This window comes from Pseudomonas sp. KH_050 (assembly GCF_057838875.1).
On record NZ_CM174478.1, the window covers coordinates 5993641 to 6012439 of the forward strand.

Genomic DNA, 18799 nt, shown 5'->3' on the forward strand with positions numbered 1-18799 from the left:
GCTGGAGCCTACGGTTTCTTGAGCAGGCGATTGTCCAGTTTGAAGATCTCGCCGGTCAGAACGGCCTTCGCCGAGTCCATGTGCATGGGATTGTAGAGGTAGTTTTGAGTGTGCGGCATGATGGCGCTTGGGATCGGCATCAGAAGTGCCGCTGCTGTCTTGAGAAACGCATCGCCCAGGCCTTTGGTGTGACGAAGATCATCTGCCCAATCCGTCTTGAGTTGGGGTGCTGCGGCAATGCTAATGTCGTCCGGGATCTCTACCTTGAGCAGCTGCAGCGTTTCAGGAAAGTCTTCCTGATCCACCTCAAGGTGGACCAGGATTTCAAGCATGGCCCCGGCAGGCGTCCCGGCGAGGTAAACGACAGGCCTGCCAGCAGTATGCCATCGTCCACTGGCAAGAAGGCCACCACGTCCTGTCAGATCGGCGAACGCGCTTATCCGCCAGAAAATCAAAAGGTAAAGCCTTCTGCCAGTTGAATGAGCATTTCCTCGACCTGACGGGTACCCTGAATGGTCGAAAGCATCGCCATTGGGCTTTTGCCTGAGAAACGATCTTTGGGCTTCGATAACCAGCGCTTGGCCTTTTCATCGTTTCCGAACAGAGCGTCGGCCATGGCGGTGATGTGCGCGGCACGGAACAGCCGATCACTCTCGTCGACCGTCAGCTTCTGATCTTTGGCAATCCGCGTCTTCAGCGTTTTGAGGGGGATGATCTGATCACGCTCCAAGGGCGTCACATCGCCTTGGTCGCAGAGTTTCATCAGTCGATCGGCCTCGAAACCAAACTGGATTATCTCGTGAATCTCCAGCTCGCTTGCATCGGTCGGAATCTGCAGAAGGGATTCCAGGCGGATTCGGTATGCAGCGTAGGCAGGCTCTCGCATCACTTCAGCTAACATTCGGCACCTCCATTGATTCGGCATTTGCCTCTTAGTATCCGGCAAACGCCGGATAATTGGAAGTGAGGGCGCTAGATCTGATCAGCAAGCGACCTGGATTCCACGCTTACGCCCCGCGATGGCCTCCGACGGTGCCGCAAGCGATTACACCTGCCCTTAAAATACAAAACGCCCGATGCAGTGCATCGGGCGTTTGGGTGAAACAGGTGTAAAACCTATTTCAGGTCTGGACACTTCGCGTTTCTAAAAATCAGAACGGAATATCGTCATCAAAGCTGTCGAAATCCGCTGCCGGCTGTGGCGCAGCCTGTTGTGGCGCTGGACGCGACTCACGCTGTGGCTGCTGGGTCGGCTGTGGACGGGACTGCTGTTGTGGACGTGGTGCCGAGTTGGACATGCCGCCCTGGCCTTGTTGGTCGCCCTGTGGACGGCCGCCGAGCAGTTGCATGGTGCCTTGCATGTCGACCACGATTTCAGTGGTGTAACGCTTGATACCGTCTTTTTCCCACTCGCGGGTTTGCAGTTTGCCTTCGATGTAGACCTGCGAACCTTTGCGCAGGTACTCGCCGGCGATTTCCGCAACCTTGCCGAACATCGACACACGGTGCCATTCGGTCTTTTCGACCTTCTGACCGGTTTGCTTGTCGGTCCACTGTTCGCTGGTCGCCAGACTCAGGTTGGTCACGGCGTTACCGTTAGGCAAGTAGCGAACTTCGGGATCCTGGCCGCAAGTGCCGACCAATATGACTTTGTTAACCCCACGGGCCATAACGTTCTCCTAGGCTTCGCACGTTGCCGGCGCCGGGTTGTTGACCAGGCGCTCGAGGGTCGTACGATCCAATAGTTCGGTGTCCAATTTGATGTAAATGGCAGCCTCGTCGGCCACCACCACTGCATCTGTTACTCCAACGACGGCCTTCAGGCGCTCGGTCAGGCCAGCTTCGCGTATCGCTTCAGGCGACAACGGCAAGCGCAGGCTCGTCACATAGGGAGGTTCGCGCATGGTAACAGCAAAGGCCAGCCAGAGGGCAGCCAGACCTGCGCATCCGAGGAACACAACCGACAGACCGCCATGCTGGAACAGCCAACCGCCCATGATCCCGCCCAGTGCCGAACCGAGGAACTGGCTGGTGGAATAAACCCCCATGGCCGTACCCTTGCCGCCCGCCGGTGAAACCTTGCTGATCAGCGATGGCAAGGAGGCTTCCAGCAGATTGAACGCGGTGAAAAACACCACCGTACCCATCACCAGCGCCCGCAAGCTATTGCCGAACTGCCAGAAGAATAGCTCAGTGAGCATCAGCATACCGACTGCACCGAGTAAAACTCGTTTCATTTTGCGTTTCTTCTCGCCGTAGATGATGAACGGGATCATCGCGAAGAAGGAAATCAACAACGCAGTCAGGTAAACCCACCAATGCTCTTCTTTAGGCAACCCGGCTTTTTCGACCAGGGCCAGCGGCAAGGCGACGAAGCTGGACATCAGCATCGCGTGCAACACAAAAATACCCAGGTCCAGGCGCAGCAGGTCCGGGTGCTTGAGCGTCGGCATGAGCGCCTGTCGCGCAACGCCGGACTCGCGATGCTGCAACGGCCCGGTAGAGCGCGGGACCATGAACATGACGATCACAATCCCCACTAACGCCATTGCACCGGTAGCCAGAAACAGCCCCGACAAGCCGAATGCGCGGGTCAGCAGCGGGCCGACTACCATGGCCACCGCGAACGACAGGCCGATGGTCATGCCGATCATCGCCATGGCTTTGGTGCGGTGCTGTTCGCGGGTCAGGTCTGAGAGCAAGGCCATGACTGCCGCGGAAATCGCCCCGGCGCCTTGCAGGATCCGTCCGGCGATCACGCCCCAGATCGAATCAGCGTTGGCCGCCAGCATACTGCCGAGGGCAAAGACGATCAGCCCCAGGTAGATGACCGGGCGTCGGCCGATACGATCGGAAACAAACCCGAACGGAATCTGGAAAAGCGCCTGGGTCAGGCCGTAAGCGCCAATCGCCAGTCCGATCAGGGCCGGGGTCGCTCCAGCGAGATCCATGCCATAGGTCGCCAGGACCGGCAACACCATAAACATGCCAAGCATACGGAAGGCGAACACCAGGGCCAGACCGCTTGCCGCGCGGGTCTCGCTGCCACTCATGCGTTCGCTGTGGGGATCGTGCATGGATAAACCTCATGTGAACCGGCGGCGATTCTACCAGTCCCATCGAATGACGGGGTACATCGCGACGCATTGACGCGCAGCTTTGATATATGGCTACGCCACGCTCATTTGATAGTGTGCATCCATCCAGTATTTGGCCTTATACTCCTACGTTTACGCCCGCCGAGCGAGGCCACTTTGGACAAGATCCTGATTCGTGGGGCCCGAACCCACAACCTGAAGAACATCGACCTGACCCTGCCCCGGGACAAACTGATCGTCATCACCGGCCTGTCCGGATCCGGCAAGTCGTCCCTGGCTTTTGACACGCTGTACGCCGAAGGTCAGCGACGTTATGTCGAATCGCTGTCGGCCTACGCCCGGCAGTTCTTGTCGATGATGGAAAAACCTGACGTCGATACCATCGAAGGTCTGTCACCGGCGATCTCCATCGAACAGAAGTCGACCTCGCACAACCCGCGCTCGACCGTCGGCACCATCACCGAAATCTACGACTACCTGCGCCTGCTGTACGCTCGCGTCGGCATGCCCCGCTGCCCGGACCACGATATCCCGCTGGAGGCGCAGACCGTCAGCCAGATGGTCGACCTGGTTATGGCGCAGCCCGAAGGCAGCAAGCTGATGCTGCTGGCCCCGGTGATTCGCGAGCGTAAAGGCGAGCACCTTTCGGTGTTCGAAGAGCTGCGCGCCCAGGGCTTCGTGCGGGCCCGGGTGAATGGCAAGCTCTGCGAGCTGGATGAGCTGCCGAAGCTGGATAAACAGAAAAAGCATTCGATTGATGTAGTGGTCGACCGCTTCAAGGTTCGCCCCGACTTGCAGCAACGTCTGGCCGAGTCCTTCGAAACCGCCTTGAAACTCGCCGACGGCATAGCCCTGGTGGCGCCGATGGACGATGAGCCCGGCGAAGAAATCATTTTTTCCGCACGCTTTGCCTGCCCAATCTGCGGCCATGCCATCAGCGAGCTCGAACCCAAGCTGTTCTCCTTCAACAACCCGGCCGGCGCCTGCCCGACCTGTGATGGTCTGGGGGTGAAGCAGTTCTTTGATATCAAGCGCCTGGTCAATGGCGAACTGACCCTGGCCGAGGGTGCGATTCGCGGCTGGGACCGGCGCAACGTTTATTATTTCCAGATGCTCGGGTCGCTGGCCTCCCATTACAAGTTCAGCCTGGAGGAGCCATTCAACGCGCTACCGGCTGATCAGCAGAAGTACATTCTGCACGGCAGCGGCTCACAGAATGTCGACTTCAAATACCTCAACGACCGTGGCGACATCGTCAAACGCTCGCACCCGTTCGAAGGCATCGTGCCGAACCTGGAGCGGCGCTATCGGGAAACCGAGTCGGCTTCCGTACGCGAAGAACTGGCCAAGTTCCTTGCCACCCAGGCGTGCCCGGACTGTCGCGGTACCCGTCTGCGCCGCGAGGCGCGGCATGTATGGGTCGGCGAGAAGACCCTGCCAGCGGTCACCAGCCTGCCAATTGGCGATGCGTGCGAGTACTTTGGCGTTTTGAAACTGACCGGTCGACGTGGCGAAATCGCCGACAAGATTCTCAAGGAAATCCGCGAGCGTCTGCAGTTCCTGGTCAACGTCGGCCTCGACTACCTGTCCCTGGATCGCAGTGCCGACACCTTGTCTGGCGGCGAAGCCCAGCGTATCCGCCTGGCCAGCCAGATTGGTGCCGGCCTGGTCGGGGTGCTGTACATCCTCGACGAACCGTCGATTGGCCTGCATCAGCGCGATAACGACCGACTGCTCGGTACGCTCAAGCATCTGCGTGATATCGGCAACACAGTGATTGTGGTCGAGCACGATGAAGACGCGATTCGTCTGGCCGACTATGTGGTGGATATCGGCCCGGGTGCCGGGATACACGGCGGACATATCGTCGCCGAAGGTACACCGGCCGAAGTCATGGCCCACCCCGATTCACTGACCGGCAAGTACCTGTCCGGCCGGGTGAAGATCGCAGTGCCGGCCAAACGTACGCCACGCAACAAGAAGCTTTCGCTGTCGCTCAAGGGAGCCCGCGGCAACAATCTGCGCGATGTCGACCTGGATATTCCGATCGGCCTGCTGACCTGTGTTACCGGCGTGTCCGGCTCGGGCAAGTCGACGTTGATCAACAACACGCTGTTTCCGCTCAGCGCCACGGCATTGAATGGTGCGACCACCCTCGAGGCGTCGGCGCACGACAGCATCAATGGCCTGCAGCATCTGGACAAGGTGGTGGATATCGACCAAAGCCCGATCGGTCGTACCCCGCGCTCCAACCCGGCGACCTATACCGGGCTTTTCACACCGATTCGCGAGCTGTTCGCCGGGGTACCGGAATCGCGTTCCCGCGGTTACGGCCCGGGGCGTTTCTCGTTCAACGTCAAGGGCGGGCGCTGCGAGGCCTGTCAGGGCGATGGACTGATCAAGGTGGAAATGCACTTCCTGCCGGACATCTACGTGCCGTGCGACGTCTGCAAGAGCAAGCGCTACAACCGCGAAACCCTGGAGATCAAGTACAAGGGCAAGAGCATCCACGAAACCCTCGAAATGACCATCGAGGAAGCACGAGTGTTCTTCGATGCGGTGCCGGCCCTGGCGCGCAAGCTGCAGACGCTGATGGACGTCGGTCTGTCCTATATCAAGCTGGGACAATCAGCGACTACCTTGTCCGGTGGCGAGGCCCAGCGGGTCAAGCTGTCTCGCGAATTGTCCAAGCGCGATACCGGCAAGACCCTGTATATCCTCGACGAGCCGACCACCGGCCTGCACTTCGCTGACATCCAGCAACTGCTCGACGTGCTGCATCGCCTGCGAGACCACGGCAACACTGTGGTGGTGATCGAACACAACCTGGACGTGATCAAGACCGCCGACTGGCTGGTGGACCTGGGACCCGAAGGGGGTTCCAAAGGCGGACAGATCATTGCTGTCGGCACCCCGGAAGAAGTAGCGCAGATGGAGCAGTCATACACCGGCTACTACTTGAAGCCGCTGCTGGAACGCGACAGGGCCTGAGGCCAATGAAAAAGCCCCTGTCACTTCGTCAGTGACAGGGGCTTTTTATTGCGCTGCCGCCAAAAGATCGCAGCCTGCGGCAGCTCCTACAGGGGGACGCGGCCCGGCGTAGGAGCTGCCGCAGGCTGCGATCCTGGCGATCTTGACCGCACCTGATTAGAACTGCGACTGCAGGTAGTTCTCCAGACCCACCAGCTTGATCAGGCCCAGCTGTTTCTCCAGCCAGTAGGCGTGGTCTTCTTCGGTGTCTGCCAACTGGAGACGCAAGATCTCGCGGCTGACGTAATCCTTGTGCAGTTCGCAGAGCTCGATGCCCTTGCACAGTGCGGCACGCACCTTGTATTCCAGGCGCAGGTCGCAGGCGAGCATCTCGGGCACCGTGGCGCCGACATCCAGATCGTCCGCACGCATGCGCGGCGTGCCTTCAAGCATCAGAATCCGCCGCATCAGCGCGTCAGCGTGTTGGGTCTCTTCTTCCATCTCGTGATTGATGCGCTCGTAGAGCTCGGTGAAGCCCCAGTCCTCGTACATCCGCGAATGGATGAAATATTGATCGCGCGCCGCCAATTCGCCCGTCAGCAACGTGTTGAGATAATCGATTACATCCGGGTGGCCTTGCATCGCCTGAATCTCCCTGCTTGAAAGTCTATAGTTTGAACCAAGCTGACTTGCAGGTCACTCGCCCATCGCAATAAAAGCGAAGATATTCTGAGAAAAGCAGGCTAAATAACGCAAAAACCGCCTAAATGAGGGCGGTTCTGCTTCTCGTTTAGACTTAGTTAAGCGCTACGCCCAAGGCCTTTGCGACGCCTTCTCCATAAGCGGCATCGGCCTTGAAGAAATGTTGCAATTGTCGCTGGACCACATCGGCAGAAACCCCGGCCATGGCACCGGCGATGTTGTTGATCAACAGAGCCTTCTGTTCGTCATTCATCAAGCGGAACAAGGCACCGGAGTGGCTGTAGTAGTCGGTGTCTTCGCGGTGATCGTAACGATCTGCCGCACCGCTCAGGGCCAGCCCTGGTTCCGCGTATTGCGGAGCCTGTTTCGGCGCATCGGCGTAGCTGTTGGGCTCGTAGTTCGGAGCACCGCCGCCGTTGCCGCCAAAGGCCATGGAGCCATCGCGCTGGTAGGTATTAACCGGATTACGCGGGGCATTTACCGGCAGTTGCTGGTGATTGGTGCCTACCCGGTAACGGTGGGCATCGGCGTAGGCGAACACCCGGCCTTGCAGCATGCGGTCCGGCGACAGACCGACACCTGGCACCATATTGCTTGGCCCGAACGCCGCCTGCTCGACTTCCGCGAAGTAGTTCTGCGGGTTGCGGTTCAGCTCCAGTTCACCGACTTCAATCAGCGGGAACTCCTTCTGCGACCAGGTCTTGGTCACGTCGAACGGGTTCTCGTAGTGCGCCGAGGCTTGGGCCTCGGTCATGATCTGAATGCACACGCGCCATTTCGGGAACTCACCGCGCTCGATGGCTCCGAACAGGTCACGCTGGGCGTAGTCCGGGTCAGTGCCGGCCAGCCGCGCTGCTTCTGCCGGGGCCAGGTTCTTGATGCCCTGCTTGGTTTTGTAGTGCCATTTCACCCAGTGCCGTTCGCCATTGGCATTGATCAGGCTATAGGTGTGGCTACCGAAGCCGTGCATGTGCCGGTAGCCGTCAGGGATCCCGCGATCTGAAAACAGAATGGTGACCTGATGCAACGCCTCAGGCGAATGCGACCAGAAGTCCCACATCATCTGCGCGCTCTTCAGATTGCTCTGCGGCAAGCGCTTTTGGGTGTGGATAAAGTCAGGGAATTTCAGCGGGTCACGGATAAAGAACACCGGGGTGTTGTTGCCAACAATGTCCCAGTTGCCTTCTTCGGTATAGAACTTCAGCGCAAAGCCGCGTGGGTCGCGCTCGGTATCCGCCGAGCCGCGCTCGCCACCGACAGTAGAGAAGCGCAAGAAGGTCGGAGTTTGCTTGCCGACGGACTCGAACAGCTTGGCGCTGGTGTATTGGGTGATGTCACCGGTGACCGTGAAGGTACCGTAAGCGCCCGAACCTTTGGCGTGGACACGTCGCTCCGGGATATTTTCACGGTTGAAGTGGGCAAGCTTCTCGATCAGGTGAAAATCGTCGAGCAACAACGGGCCACGGGGGCCGGCGGAACGGGAATTCTGGTTATCGGCTACTGGAGCGCCACTGGCTGTCGTTAGCGTTTTATTCTGGCTCATGCTCAAACTTCCTCTGTCAGTCTTTGACTGCCGGCTAATCGGCTGGAGGGAGTATTGACCATCAACATGTCACCACCAAATTCATTAAATTGCTGGCTTCGATAGAAAATAACTAATGACAGCAGATTGCCTGAGAAAAAGAAGGTTTGCTTATCGAGCGGACACAAAAAACCGGGCACTAGGCCCGGTTTTTTGTATTTGACGTCTTACTCAGCGGATACAGCTTCACCGCCGACAGCACGATCAACCAACTCGACGTACGCCATAGGCGCGTTGTCGCCAGCGCGGAAACCGCACTTGAGGATGCGCAGGTAGCCACCCTCACGGGTAGCGTAACGCTTGCCCAGGTCGTTGAAGAGCTTACCAACGATGGCTTTCGAACGAGTACGGTCGAAGGCCAGGCGGCGGTTAGCCAGGCTGTCTGTCTTGGCCAAAGTGATCAGCGGCTCAGCAACGCGACGCAGTTCTTTGGCTTTTGGCAGTGTAGTTTTGATCAGCTCGTGCTCGAACAGCGACACCGCCATGTTTTGAAACATGGCCTTGCGGTGCGAGCTGGTACGGCTCAGGTGACGACCACTTTTACGATGACGCATGGTTCATTCCTTACCAAACTCACGTTCGGTGATTACGACGATCAGGCAGTCGCCTTGTCGTCCTTCTTAAGACTTGCAGGCGGCCAGTTGTCGAGGCGCATGCCGAGGGACAGACCGCGGGAGGCCAGAACGTCCTTGATTTCAGTCAAGGATTTCTTGCCCAGGTTCGGAGTCTTCAACAGTTCTACTTCGGTACGCTGAATCAGGTCGCCGATGTAGTAAATGTTTTCCGCCTTAAGGCAGTTAGCCGAACGTACAGTCAGTTCCAGATCGTCAACCGGGCGAAGCAGGATCGGATCGATCTCGTCTTCTTGCTCGATTACCACTGGCTCACTGTCACCTTTGAGGTCGACGAACGCAGCCAACTGCTGTTGCAGGATGGTTGCAGCACGACGGATAGCCTCTTCAGGATCCAGGGTACCGTTGGTTTCCAGATCAATAACCAGCTTGTCCAGGTTAGTACGCTGCTCGACACGGGCGTTTTCCACCACGTATGCGATACGGCGAACCGGGCTGAACGAAGAGTCAAGCTGCAAGCGACCGATGCTGCGGCTTTCGTCTTCATCGCTCTGACGCGAGTCGGCCGGTTCATAACCACGACCACGAGCTACAGTGAGCTTCATGTTCAGGGCGCCGTTAGACGCCAGGTTAGCGATTACGTGATCGGGATTAACGATCTCGACATCATGATCCAGCTGAATATCGGCAGCGGTAACCACCCCCGAACCCTTCTTCGACAAGGTCAGCGTAACTTCGTCACGGCCGTGCAGCTTGATAGCCAGACCTTTAAGGTTCAACAGGATTTCAATTACGTCTTCCTGTACACCTTCGATGGCGCTGTACTCGTGGAGCACACCGTCAATCTCGGCCTCGACTACTGCACAGCCGGGCATTGAGGACAACAGGATGCGGCGCAGCGCGTTGCCCAGGGTGTGGCCAAAACCACGCTCGAGAGGCTCGAGAGTGATCTTGGCGCGGGTTGGACTGACAACCTGCACATCAATGTGGCGGGGTGTCAGGAACTCATTTACCGAAATCTGCATGGATGCACCTATTTTCTAGCCCTTACTTGGAGTAGAGCTCGACAATCAGGCTTTCGTTGATGTCGGCGGACAGATCACTGCGAGCAGGAACGTTCTTGAAAACGCCCGACTTCTTCTCAGTGTCTACTTCTACCCATTCTACGCGGCCACGTTGGGCACACAGATCGAGAGCTTGGACAATGCGAAGTTGGTTCTTTGCTTTCTCGCGAATCGCGACCACGTCACCAGCACGAACCTGGTAGGACGGGACGTTTACGGTCTGACCGTTAACGCTGACGGATTTGTGCGATACCAGCTGACGGGATTCGGCACGAGTCGAACCAAAGCCCATACGGTATACAACGTTGTCCAGACGGCATTCGAGCAGCTGCAACAGGTTTTCGCCAGTTGCGCCTTTCTTGCCAGCAGCTTCTTTGTAGTAGCCGCTGAATTGACGCTCGAGAACGCCATAGATACGACGGACTTTCTGCTTTTCACGCAGTTGGGTGCCGTAATCGGACTGGCGACCGCGGCGCTGGCCGTGGATACCAGGTGCTGCTTCAATGTTGCACTTCGATTCGATCGCGCGCACGCCGCTCTTCAGGAAGAGATCGGTGCCTTCGCGACGAGCGAGTTTGCATTTTGGACCAATGTAACGAGCCATTCTTTACAATCTCCTGGATTACACGCGGCGCTTCTTCGGCGGACGGCACCCGTTGTGCGGGATTGGCGTCACGTCGGTGATGCTGGCGATCTTATAGCCACAGCCGTTCAATGCACGGACAGCGGACTCACGACCTGGACCTGGACCTTTGACGTTGACGTCGAGGTTTTTCAGGCCATATTCCAGCGCAGCTTGACCAGCACGTTCAGCAGCTACTTGAGCAGCGAACGGGGTGGACTTGCGAGAACCGCGGAAACCCGAACCACCGGAGGTAGCCCAAGAAAGCGCGTTACCCTGACGGTCGGTAATGGTCACGATGGTGTTGTTAAAAGACGCGTGGATGTGGGCGATGCCATCAACCACTGTCTTTTTGACTTTTTTACGAGGACGAGCAGCAGGTTTTGCCATGATTAATTTCCTGTCGATTCGCTGGGGCGATTACTTGCGGATCGGCTTACGCGGACCTTTACGGGTACGCGCGTTAGTCTTGGTACGCTGACCGCGTACTGGAAGACCACGACGATGACGCAGACCGCGATAGCAACCGAGGTCCATCAAACGCTTGATTTTCATGTTGATTTCGCGACGCAGGTCACCTTCAGTGGTGAACTTCGCCACTTCGCCACGCAGCTGTTCAATCTGCTCGTCGCTCAGATCCTTGATCTTTGCGGCTGGGTTTACCCCAGTCACTGCACAAATTTTCTGTGCAGTAGTGCGACCAACACCATAGATGTAGGTCAGCGAGATAACAGTGTGCTTGTTATCTGGAATGTTAACGCCTGCAATACGGGCCATTCAGTGGGACTCCAATTGACAGCTACCTACGCCCCGGAAGCCAAGAAATAGGGCGCGAGATAATATCGCTGTAATAACAAATAATCAACCCAGCAGCGCACTAGCTGCTGGGCTTCAAGCGGATCACACTCAGCCTTGGCGCTGTTTGTGACGCGGTTCCGCGCTGCAAATTACTCGAACAACACCTTCGCGGCGAATAATTTTGCAGTTACGGCACAGCTTTTTCACCGATGCACGAACTTTCATCACCAACTCCTCGAACCTTATGGGTGCTTCAGCGCAGCATGCCGCTGCCGTAGCCCTTCAGGTTGGCTTTCTTCATCAGGGATTCGTACTGGTGCGAAACGAGGTGCGATTGTACTTGGGACATGAAGTCCATCACAACCACGACCACGATCAGCAACGAGGTCCCGCCAAGGTAGAACGGAACGTTTGCTGCAACCACCAGGAACTGGGGCAGCAAGCACACGGCCGTCATATATAGAGCACCGAACATGGTCAAGCGAGTCAGAACGCCGTCAATGTAGCGCGCAGACTGCTCACCTGGACGGATACCCGGAATAAAGGCACCGGACTTCTTCAGGTTTTCCGCTACGTCTTTCGGATTGAACATCAACGCCGTATAGAAGAAGCAGAAGAAAATAATCCCTGCACTAAACAGCAGAATATTCAACGGCTGACCAGGAGCGATCGACTGCGAGATGTCCTGCAACCAGCCCATACCTTCAGACTGACCGAACCAGGCACCCAACGAAGCCGGGAACAGCAAAATGCTGCTCGCGAAGATAGCAGGAATAACACCGGCCATATTCACTTTCAGCGGCAAGTGGCTAGTCTGCGCAGCAAACACCTTGCGGCCTTGCTGACGCTTGGCGTAATGAACGGCGATGCGCCGCTGACCACGCTCAATGAACACCACAAAACCGATAATCGCTACTGCCAGCAAACCGATGGCAACCAGGGCGAAAATGTTGATATCACCCTGACGTGCAGACTCGAAAGACTGCCCGACTGCACTCGGAAGACCGGCGACGATACCTGCGAAAATCAACATCGAGATACCGTTGCCAACACCACGCTCAGTAATCTGCTCACCCAGCCACATCATGAACATCGCACCAGCCACAAAAGTGGATACCGCGATGAAATGGAAGCCAAAGTCACCAGTGAACGCAACGCCCTGCCCCGCCAGGCCAACGGACATGCCGATAGCCTGAACAAGAGCAAGGACGACGGTGCCGTAGCGGGTGTACTGGCTAATCTTGCGACGGCCAGCTTCACCTTCCTTCTTCAACTGCTCCAGCTGCGGGCTGACGGCGGTCATCAGCTGCATGATGATCGATGCCGAGATGTACGGCATGATCCCCAGTGCAAAGATGCTCATCCGCTCCAGCGCGCCGCCGGAAAACATGTTGAACAAGCTAAGAATGGTCCCCTCATTCTGTCGAAACAGGTCTGCGAGTCGGTCCGGGTTGATACCTGGAACCGGGATGTGTGCGCCTATTCGGTAGACGATAATCGCCAGGAACAGAAAACGCAGACGAGCCCAGAGTTCAGACATACCGCCTTTGCCGAGCGCAGAGAGAGCACCTTGCTTAGCCATTTATTCCTCGAACTTGCCGCCAGCTGCTTCGATAGCCGCACGCGCACCTTTGGTGGCGGCGATACCCTTGATGGTGACTGCGCGAGTAACTTCACCGGACAACATGATTTTCACACGTTGTACGTTTTGGTTAATCACGTTGGCATCCTTCAGGGACTGCACAGTGACGATGTCGCCTTCCACTTTAGCCAGCTCGGACAGACGCACTTCTGCGCGGTCCATGGCCTTCAGGGAAACGAAACCGAACTTCGGCAGGCGACGATGCAGCGGCTGTTGACCGCCTTCAAAGCCCGGAGCAATGGTGCCACCGGAGCGGGAGGACTGACCTTTGTGACCACGGCCACCAGTCTTACCCAAACCACTACCGATACCACGGCCCGGACGATGCTTCTCGCGACGGGAACCCGGCGCAGGACTCAGATCATTGAGTTTCATCGATTAACCCTCGACACGCAGCATGTAGTAAGCCTTGTTGATCATCCCGCGATTCTCGGGAGTATCAAGTACTTCTACAGTGTGACCGATGCGACGCAGACCCAGACCCTTGATGCACAATTTGTGATTAGGGATACGGCCGGTCATGCTTTTGATCAGCGTTACTTTAACGGTAGCCATGATCAGAAGATCTCCTTGACACTTTTGCCACGCTTGGCGGCAATGGATTCAGGAGACTGCATAGCTTTCAAACCTTTGAAAGTGGCGTGAACCACGTTTACCGGGTTAGTCGAGCCGTAGCACTTGGCCAGAACGTTCTGAACGCCAGCAACTTCGAGGACAGCACGCATAGCGCCGCCAGCGATGATACCGGTACCTTCAGAAGCAGGCTGCATGTACACCTTCGAAGCGCCGTGAGCGGACTTCATTGCGTACTGCAGCGTGGTGCCGTTCAGATCAACCTGGATCATGTTGCGGCGAGCAGCTTCCATTGCCTTCTGGATCGCGGCAGGCACTTCACGTGACTTGCCACGGCCGAAGCCAACGCGCCCTTTACCATCACCCACCACGGTCAACGCGGTGAAAGTGAAGATACGGCCGCCTTTAACGGTTTTGGCTACGCGGTTAACTTGAACCAGCTTCTCGATGTAGCCTTCGTCGCGCTTTTGGTCGTTATTTGACATAACTTAGAACTCCAGCCCAGCTTCACGAGCAGCATCAGCCAGCGCCTTGACGCGGCCGTGGTACTTGAAGCCAGAGCGGTCGAAAGCCACCTGCGAGACGCCAGCGGCTTTAGCACGCGTAGCGACCAGCTGGCCAACCTTAGTGGCCGCGTCGATGTTGCCGGTGGCACCATCACGCAGTTCTTTATCCAAAGTCGAGGCACTTGCCAGGACTTTGTTGCCGTCGGCCGAAATGACCTGGGCGTAGATGTGCTGCGACGAGCGGAACACGCAGAGACGCACGACTTCGAGTTCGTGCATTTTCAGGCGTGCTTTGCGAGCGCGACGCAGTCGAGTAACTTTTTTGTCGGTCATTTGCTATGCCCTACTTCTTCTTGGCTTCTTTACGACGGACGACTTCGTCCGCGTAGCGCACACCTTTGCCTTTGTACGGCTCTGGTGGACGGAAGTCGCGGATCTCGGCGGCCACTTGACCTACCAGCTGCTTATCGATGCCCCGGATCAGGATATCGGTCTGGCTAGGAGTCTCAGCGGTGATGCCTTCCGGCAGTTCATAATCCACTGGGTGCGAGAAGCCAAGAGCCAGGTTCAGCACTGTGCCTTTTGCTTGCGCTTTGTAACCAACACCGACCAGCTGGAGCTTGCGCTCGAAGCCTTGGCTTACGCCTTGGACCATGTTGTTTACCAACGCACGAGTGGTACCAGCCATTGCGCGAGTCTGTTGATCGCCATTGCGAGCAGCGAAACGCAGCTCACCAGCTTCTTCAACAATCTCAACGGACGAATGGATGTTCAGTTCTAGAGTACCCTTGGCACCCTTCACCGAAAGCTGTTGGCCTGCGAATTTGACTTCGACACCGGCTGGCAGCTTAACGGGGTTCTTAGCGACGCGTGACATGCTTATCCCCCCTTAGAACACTGTGCAAAGAACTTCGCCGCCGACACCGGCAGCGCGCGCAGCACGATCCGTCATCACACCTTTGTTGGTGGAGACGATAGACACACCGAGACCGCCACGAACTTTCGGCAGATCTTCGACGGACTTGTACTGACGCAGGCCTGGACGGCTAACGCGCTTCACTTCCTCGATGACCGGACGGCCTTCGAAGTACTTCAGCTCGATGGATAGCAACGGTTTGATTTCGCTGCTGATCTGATAACCCGCAATGTAGCCTTCGTCTTTCAGGACTTTGGCAACAGCTACCTTCAACGTGGAAGATGGCATGCTTACGACGGACTTTTCAGCCATCTGGGCATTACGGATTCGAGTTAGCATGTCCGCTAACGGGTCCTGCATACTCATGGGCTAGACGCTCCTAATACAAAAAAATTAGCCTTGCGGCTACTACGTGTCGCCGAGTACTTCCGCACGAAAAAAGCACGGGCTCAGGCGAGCCGGGTATTCTAGACACACCCCACAAATGAATCAAGCCCCAATAGGGGCTTGATTCAAGTTCAAGGTCACCGGTGGTCAGGATCTTCCGACCCTGGACACCGAGACTTCGACAGTGCTTACCAGCTGGCTTTAACCAGACCAGGTACGTCACCACGCATTGCAGCTTCACGCAGTTTGTTACGGCCAAGGCCGAACTTGCGGTAAACGCCGTGTGGACGACCGGTCAGGCGGCAGCGGTTACGCATGCGCGAAGCGCTTGCGTCACGTGGCTGCTTCTGCAGAGCAACTGTAGCTTCCCAACGCGCTTCTGGACTTGCGTTCAGATCAACGATGATAGCTTTCAGTGCTGCACGCTTTTTGGCGTACTTGGCAACCGTGAGCTGACGCTTCAGCTCGCGGTTTTTCATGCTCATCTTGGCCATGGTCCTACTCCAATCAGTTGCGGAACGGGAATTTGAAAGCACGCAACAGGGCGCGACCTTCATCATCGTTCTTGGCAGTGGTGGTCAGGGTAATGTCCAGACCGCGGAGAGCATCGATCTTGTCGTAGTCGATTTCCGGGAAGATGATCTGCTCTTTAACGCCCATGCTGTAGTTACCACGACCATCGAAGGACTTGGCATTCAGGCCGCGGAAGTCGCGAACCCGAGGCAGGGAGATCGACAGCAGACGATCCAGGAATTCATACATACGCTCACGGCGCAGAGTCACTTTGACGCCGATCGGCCAACCTTCACGGACTTTAAAGCCAGCGATGGATTTCCGAGCGTAAGTCACAACGACTTTTTGGCCGGTGATCTTTTCCAGGTCAGCAACAGCGTGCTCGATGACTTTTTTGTCGCCGATCGCTTCGCCCAGACCCATGTTCAGGGTGATTTTGGTAACGCGCGGAACTTCCATCACGTTCGAAAGCTTAAGTTCTTCCTTAAGTTTCGGAGCGATTTCCTTCCGGTAAATCTCTTTTAGTCGTGCCATGGTCTTCTACCTAGCAGTGTTCAAGCATCAACCGCTTTTTGGGTCGACTTGAAGACACGAATTTTCTTGCCGTCTTCTACTTTGAAACCAACGCGGTCAGCCTTGTTGGTTTCGCCGTTGAAAATGGCGACGTTAGAAGCGTGCAGTGGCGCTTCTTTTTCGACGATACCGCCTTGTACGCCCGACGCCGGGTTAGGCTTGGTATGACGCTTGACCAGGTTCAGACCACCAATGACCAGACGGTCATCAGCGAGAACCTTAAGCACCTTACCGCGCTTACCTTTGTCTTTGCCGGCGATCACGATGATCTCGTCGTCACGACGAATCTTTTGCATGTCGGATCTCCTTACAGCACTTCTGGGGCGAGCGAGACGATCTTCATGAACTTCTCAGTACGAAGTTCACGGGTCACTGGCCCAAAGATACGGGTGCCGATCGGCTCTTGCTTGTTGTTCAGAAGAACAGCAGCGTTGCCATCAAAGCGGATAATGGAGCCATCTGCACGGCGAACGCCGTGACGAGTGCGGACTACTACAGCAGTCATCACTTGGCCTTTTTTCACTTTACCGCGAGGAATTGCTTCCTTCACGGTAACTTTGATGATGTCACCGATACCAGCGTAACGACGATGGGAGCCACCCAGCACCTTGATGCACATAACGCGGCGAGCGCCGCTGTTATCGGCCACATCGAGCATGGATTGAGTCTGAATCATATAATTTCTCCGACCCCTAGTCCTTAGACTTCCACAGCGCGTTCGAGAACATCAACCAGTGCCCAAGACTTGGTCTTGGCCAGGGGACGAGTTTCACGAATAGTGACTTTGTCGCCAATGTGGCACTGATTGGTTTCGTCGTGCGCGTGCAGCTTAGTCGAACGCTTAACGTATTTACCGTAGATCGGGTGCTTAACGCGGCGCTCGATCAGAACGGTGATGGTTTTGTCCATCTTGTCGCTGACAACACGGCCAGTCAGCGTACGGACAGTTTTTTCGGCTTCAGCCATGATTACTTACCTGCCTGCTGGTTGAGCACAGTCTTCACGCGAGCAATGTCACGCTTAACTTGCGAGAGCAGATGAGACTGCCCCAACTGGCCAGTTGCTTTCTGCATACGCAGATTGAACTGGTCGCGCAGCAGGCCGAGCAGTTGCTCGTTCAGCTGCTGTGCGGATTTTTCACGAAGTTCATTCGCTTTCATCACATCACCGTCCGTTTAACAAAGGAGGTGGCGAGCGGCAGCTTTGCAGCAGCCAGGGCGAAAGCCTCACGCGCCAGCTCTTCAGAAACACCCTCGATTTCATACAGGACTTTGCCTGGCTGAATCTGGGCAACCCAGTATTCGACGTTACCCTTACCTTTACCCATCCGAACTTCGAGTGGCTTTTTGGTGACAGGCTTGTCCGGGAATACACGGATCCAGATCTTGCCGCCACGTTTAACGTGACGGGTCAGTGCACGACGCGCTGACTCGATCTGACGAGCGGTGAGACGACCACGAGCTACAGACTTCAGCGCATATTCGCCGAAGCTGACTTTGCTACCGCGCAATGCCAAGCCACGGTTGTGGCCAGTCATCTGCTTGCGGAACTTCGTACGCTTTGGTTGCAACATTTGGCGTACCCCTTACTTAGCAGCTTTTTTACGAGGCGCTGGTGCTTGTGGTTTCAGCTCTTCTTGGCGACCACCAATTACTTCGCCTTTGAAGATCCAAACCTTTACACCGATCACACCATAAGTGGTGTGAGCTTCGTAGTTGGCATAGTCGATGTCGGCACGCAGGGTGTGCAGTGGCACACGACCTTCGCGATACCATTCAGTACGTGCGATTTCAGCACCGCCGAGACGACCGCTCACTTGGATTTTGATGCCTTTGGCACCAATGCGCATGGCGTTCTGTACAGCGCGCTTCATAGCGCGACGGAACATTACGCGACGCTCCAGCTGCTGAGCTACGCTCTGCGCAACCAGCATACCGTCGAGCTCCGGCTTACGGATCTCTTCGATATTGATGTGCACAGGCACACCCATTTGCTTGGTCAGGTCCTGACGCAGTTTCTCAACATCTTCACCTTTCTTCCCGATAACGATACCTGGGCGAGCGGTGTGGATGGTGATACGTGCAGTTTGAGCCGGACGATGGATATCGATACGGCTTACGGACGCGCTTTTTAGTTTGTCTTGGAGATACTCACGCACCTTCAGATCAGCGAACAAATAGTCCGCATAAGTCCGACCGTCTGCGTACCAGACGGAGGTGTGCTCCTTGACGATTCCCAGGCGAATGCCAATGGGATGTACTTTCTGACCCATCTCTTCGAC

28 protein-coding genes are annotated in these 18799 nt (G+C 56.4%); 1 reads left to right on the top strand and 27 read right to left on the bottom strand.

Going from position 1 to position 18799, the window contains the following annotated elements; translation table 11 throughout:
* Positions 1 to 8 precede the first annotated feature (8 nt).
* The 4 genes from AC3IUA_RS27575 to AC3IUA_RS27590 form a co-directional block, all read right to left on the bottom strand.
* Entirely contained in the window at positions 9 to 455 is a 447-nt protein-coding gene (locus AC3IUA_RS27575; protein ID WP_489357966.1) for an RES family NAD+ phosphorylase, read from the bottom strand.
* Positions 452 to 901, bottom strand: coding sequence for an Xre family toxin-antitoxin system antitoxin (locus tag AC3IUA_RS27580; protein WP_489357967.1), 450 nt, complete (start codon positions 899 to 901; stop codon positions 452 to 454). Before AC3IUA_RS27580 ends, AC3IUA_RS27575 begins: the two co-directional genes overlap by 4 nt.
* A 250-nt stretch (positions 902 to 1151) precedes the next feature.
* Positions 1152 to 1670: a single-stranded DNA-binding protein gene (locus AC3IUA_RS27585; protein ID WP_003210042.1), complete on the bottom strand. Its 519-nt coding sequence runs from the start codon at positions 1668 to 1670 to the stop codon at positions 1152 to 1154.
* A gap of 9 nt (positions 1671 to 1679) precedes the next feature.
* Entirely contained in the window at positions 1680 to 3077 is a 1398-nt protein-coding gene (locus AC3IUA_RS27590; protein WP_489357968.1) for an MFS transporter, read from the bottom strand.
* A 177-nt stretch (positions 3078 to 3254) separates the two neighbouring features.
* Here AC3IUA_RS27590 and uvrA point away from each other — a divergent pair, with 177 nt between their 5' ends.
* Positions 3255 to 6089 carry an excinuclease ABC subunit UvrA gene (uvrA, locus tag AC3IUA_RS27595; RefSeq protein ID WP_489357969.1) on the top strand — a complete coding sequence of 945 codons (2835 nt, stop codon included), beginning with the start codon at positions 3255 to 3257 and terminating at the stop codon, positions 6087 to 6089.
* 156 nt (positions 6090 to 6245) lie between these two features.
* On the opposite strand, the gene bfr is transcribed toward uvrA, so the two are convergent.
* From bfr to rpsC, 23 genes are all read right to left on the bottom strand, one after another.
* Positions 6246 to 6710 (bottom strand): bacterioferritin, encoded by a 465-nt coding sequence (gene bfr, locus AC3IUA_RS27600; protein WP_150804239.1) that lies wholly within the window; start codon positions 6708 to 6710, stop codon positions 6246 to 6248.
* Positions 6711 to 6864: 154 nt separating this feature from the next.
* Positions 6865 to 8313, bottom strand: coding sequence for a catalase (locus tag AC3IUA_RS27605; RefSeq protein ID WP_489357970.1), 1449 nt, complete (start codon positions 8311 to 8313; stop codon positions 6865 to 6867).
* A gap of 206 nt (positions 8314 to 8519) precedes the next feature.
* Positions 8520 to 8906, bottom strand: coding sequence for a 50S ribosomal protein L17 (rplQ, locus tag AC3IUA_RS27610; RefSeq protein ID WP_007924175.1), 387 nt, complete (start codon positions 8904 to 8906; stop codon positions 8520 to 8522).
* A gap of 41 nt (positions 8907 to 8947) precedes the next feature.
* Entirely contained in the window at positions 8948 to 9949 is a 1002-nt protein-coding gene (locus AC3IUA_RS27615; protein ID WP_003176403.1) for a DNA-directed RNA polymerase subunit alpha, read from the bottom strand.
* 22 nt (positions 9950 to 9971) lie between these two features.
* Positions 9972 to 10592 (bottom strand): 30S ribosomal protein S4, encoded by a 621-nt coding sequence (gene rpsD / locus AC3IUA_RS27620; RefSeq protein ID WP_003210056.1) that lies wholly within the window; start codon positions 10590 to 10592, stop codon positions 9972 to 9974.
* Between the two features lie 18 nt (positions 10593 to 10610).
* Positions 10611 to 11000, bottom strand: a complete 390-nt coding sequence (gene rpsK / locus AC3IUA_RS27625) for a 30S ribosomal protein S11 (RefSeq protein ID WP_002555466.1) — start codon at positions 10998 to 11000, stop codon at positions 10611 to 10613.
* A gap of 30 nt (positions 11001 to 11030) precedes the next feature.
* Positions 11031 to 11387, bottom strand: coding sequence for a 30S ribosomal protein S13 (gene rpsM / locus AC3IUA_RS27630; protein WP_003186020.1), 357 nt, complete (start codon positions 11385 to 11387; stop codon positions 11031 to 11033).
* 129 nt (positions 11388 to 11516) lie between these two features.
* Positions 11517 to 11633: a 50S ribosomal protein L36 gene (rpmJ, locus tag AC3IUA_RS27635; protein WP_002555468.1), complete on the bottom strand. Its 117-nt coding sequence runs from the start codon at positions 11631 to 11633 to the stop codon at positions 11517 to 11519.
* A gap of 28 nt (positions 11634 to 11661) precedes the next feature.
* Positions 11662 to 12990, bottom strand: coding sequence for a preprotein translocase subunit SecY (secY, locus tag AC3IUA_RS27640; protein ID WP_150804241.1), 1329 nt, complete (start codon positions 12988 to 12990; stop codon positions 11662 to 11664).
* On the bottom strand, positions 12991 to 13425 hold the full coding sequence (gene rplO, locus AC3IUA_RS27645; protein WP_002555470.1) for a 50S ribosomal protein L15: 435 nt from the start codon (positions 13423 to 13425) through the stop codon (positions 12991 to 12993).
* A gap of 3 nt (positions 13426 to 13428) precedes the next feature.
* A complete protein-coding gene (gene rpmD / locus AC3IUA_RS27650) occupies positions 13429 to 13605 on the bottom strand; it encodes a 50S ribosomal protein L30 (protein WP_003444363.1) in 177 nt (58 codons plus the stop codon).
* 2 nt (positions 13606 to 13607) lie between these two features.
* Complete coding sequence (gene rpsE / locus AC3IUA_RS27655) at positions 13608 to 14108, bottom strand: 30S ribosomal protein S5 (protein WP_003186035.1); 501 nt, start codon at positions 14106 to 14108, stop codon at positions 13608 to 13610.
* A 3-nt stretch (positions 14109 to 14111) separates the two neighbouring features.
* Positions 14112 to 14462 (bottom strand): 50S ribosomal protein L18, encoded by a 351-nt coding sequence (gene rplR, locus AC3IUA_RS27660; RefSeq protein WP_003186037.1) that lies wholly within the window; start codon positions 14460 to 14462, stop codon positions 14112 to 14114.
* Positions 14463 to 14472: 10 nt separating this feature from the next.
* A complete protein-coding gene (rplF, locus tag AC3IUA_RS27665) occupies positions 14473 to 15006 on the bottom strand; it encodes a 50S ribosomal protein L6 (protein WP_007896774.1) in 534 nt (177 codons plus the stop codon).
* A gap of 12 nt (positions 15007 to 15018) precedes the next feature.
* On the bottom strand, positions 15019 to 15411 hold the full coding sequence (gene rpsH / locus AC3IUA_RS27670; RefSeq protein WP_017848802.1) for a 30S ribosomal protein S8: 393 nt from the start codon (positions 15409 to 15411) through the stop codon (positions 15019 to 15021).
* Positions 15412 to 15620: 209 nt separating this feature from the next.
* Entirely contained in the window at positions 15621 to 15926 is a 306-nt protein-coding gene (gene rpsN, locus AC3IUA_RS27675) for a 30S ribosomal protein S14 (protein WP_003176414.1), read from the bottom strand.
* 13 nt (positions 15927 to 15939) lie between these two features.
* Entirely contained in the window at positions 15940 to 16479 is a 540-nt protein-coding gene (gene rplE / locus AC3IUA_RS27680; RefSeq protein ID WP_003210069.1) for a 50S ribosomal protein L5, read from the bottom strand.
* Positions 16480 to 16499: 20 nt separating this feature from the next.
* A complete protein-coding gene (gene rplX / locus AC3IUA_RS27685) occupies positions 16500 to 16814 on the bottom strand; it encodes a 50S ribosomal protein L24 (protein ID WP_029299388.1) in 315 nt (104 codons plus the stop codon).
* Between the two features lie 11 nt (positions 16815 to 16825).
* Positions 16826 to 17194 carry a 50S ribosomal protein L14 gene (gene rplN, locus AC3IUA_RS27690; protein ID WP_002555479.1) on the bottom strand — a complete coding sequence of 123 codons (369 nt, stop codon included), beginning with the start codon at positions 17192 to 17194 and terminating at the stop codon, positions 16826 to 16828.
* Between the two features lie 23 nt (positions 17195 to 17217).
* Positions 17218 to 17484, bottom strand: coding sequence for a 30S ribosomal protein S17 (rpsQ, locus tag AC3IUA_RS27695; protein WP_003176419.1), 267 nt, complete (start codon positions 17482 to 17484; stop codon positions 17218 to 17220).
* 2 nt (positions 17485 to 17486) lie between these two features.
* Positions 17487 to 17678 (bottom strand): 50S ribosomal protein L29, encoded by a 192-nt coding sequence (gene rpmC / locus AC3IUA_RS27700; protein ID WP_002555481.1) that lies wholly within the window; start codon positions 17676 to 17678, stop codon positions 17487 to 17489.
* Positions 17678 to 18091 carry a 50S ribosomal protein L16 gene (gene rplP / locus AC3IUA_RS27705; protein WP_027898303.1) on the bottom strand — a complete coding sequence of 138 codons (414 nt, stop codon included), beginning with the start codon at positions 18089 to 18091 and terminating at the stop codon, positions 17678 to 17680. Before rplP ends, rpmC begins: the two co-directional genes overlap by 1 nt.
* A 12-nt stretch (positions 18092 to 18103) precedes the next feature.
* On the bottom strand, positions 18104 to 18790 hold the full coding sequence (rpsC, locus tag AC3IUA_RS27710; RefSeq protein WP_003176422.1) for a 30S ribosomal protein S3: 687 nt from the start codon (positions 18788 to 18790) through the stop codon (positions 18104 to 18106).
* Positions 18791 to 18799 lie beyond the last annotated feature (9 nt).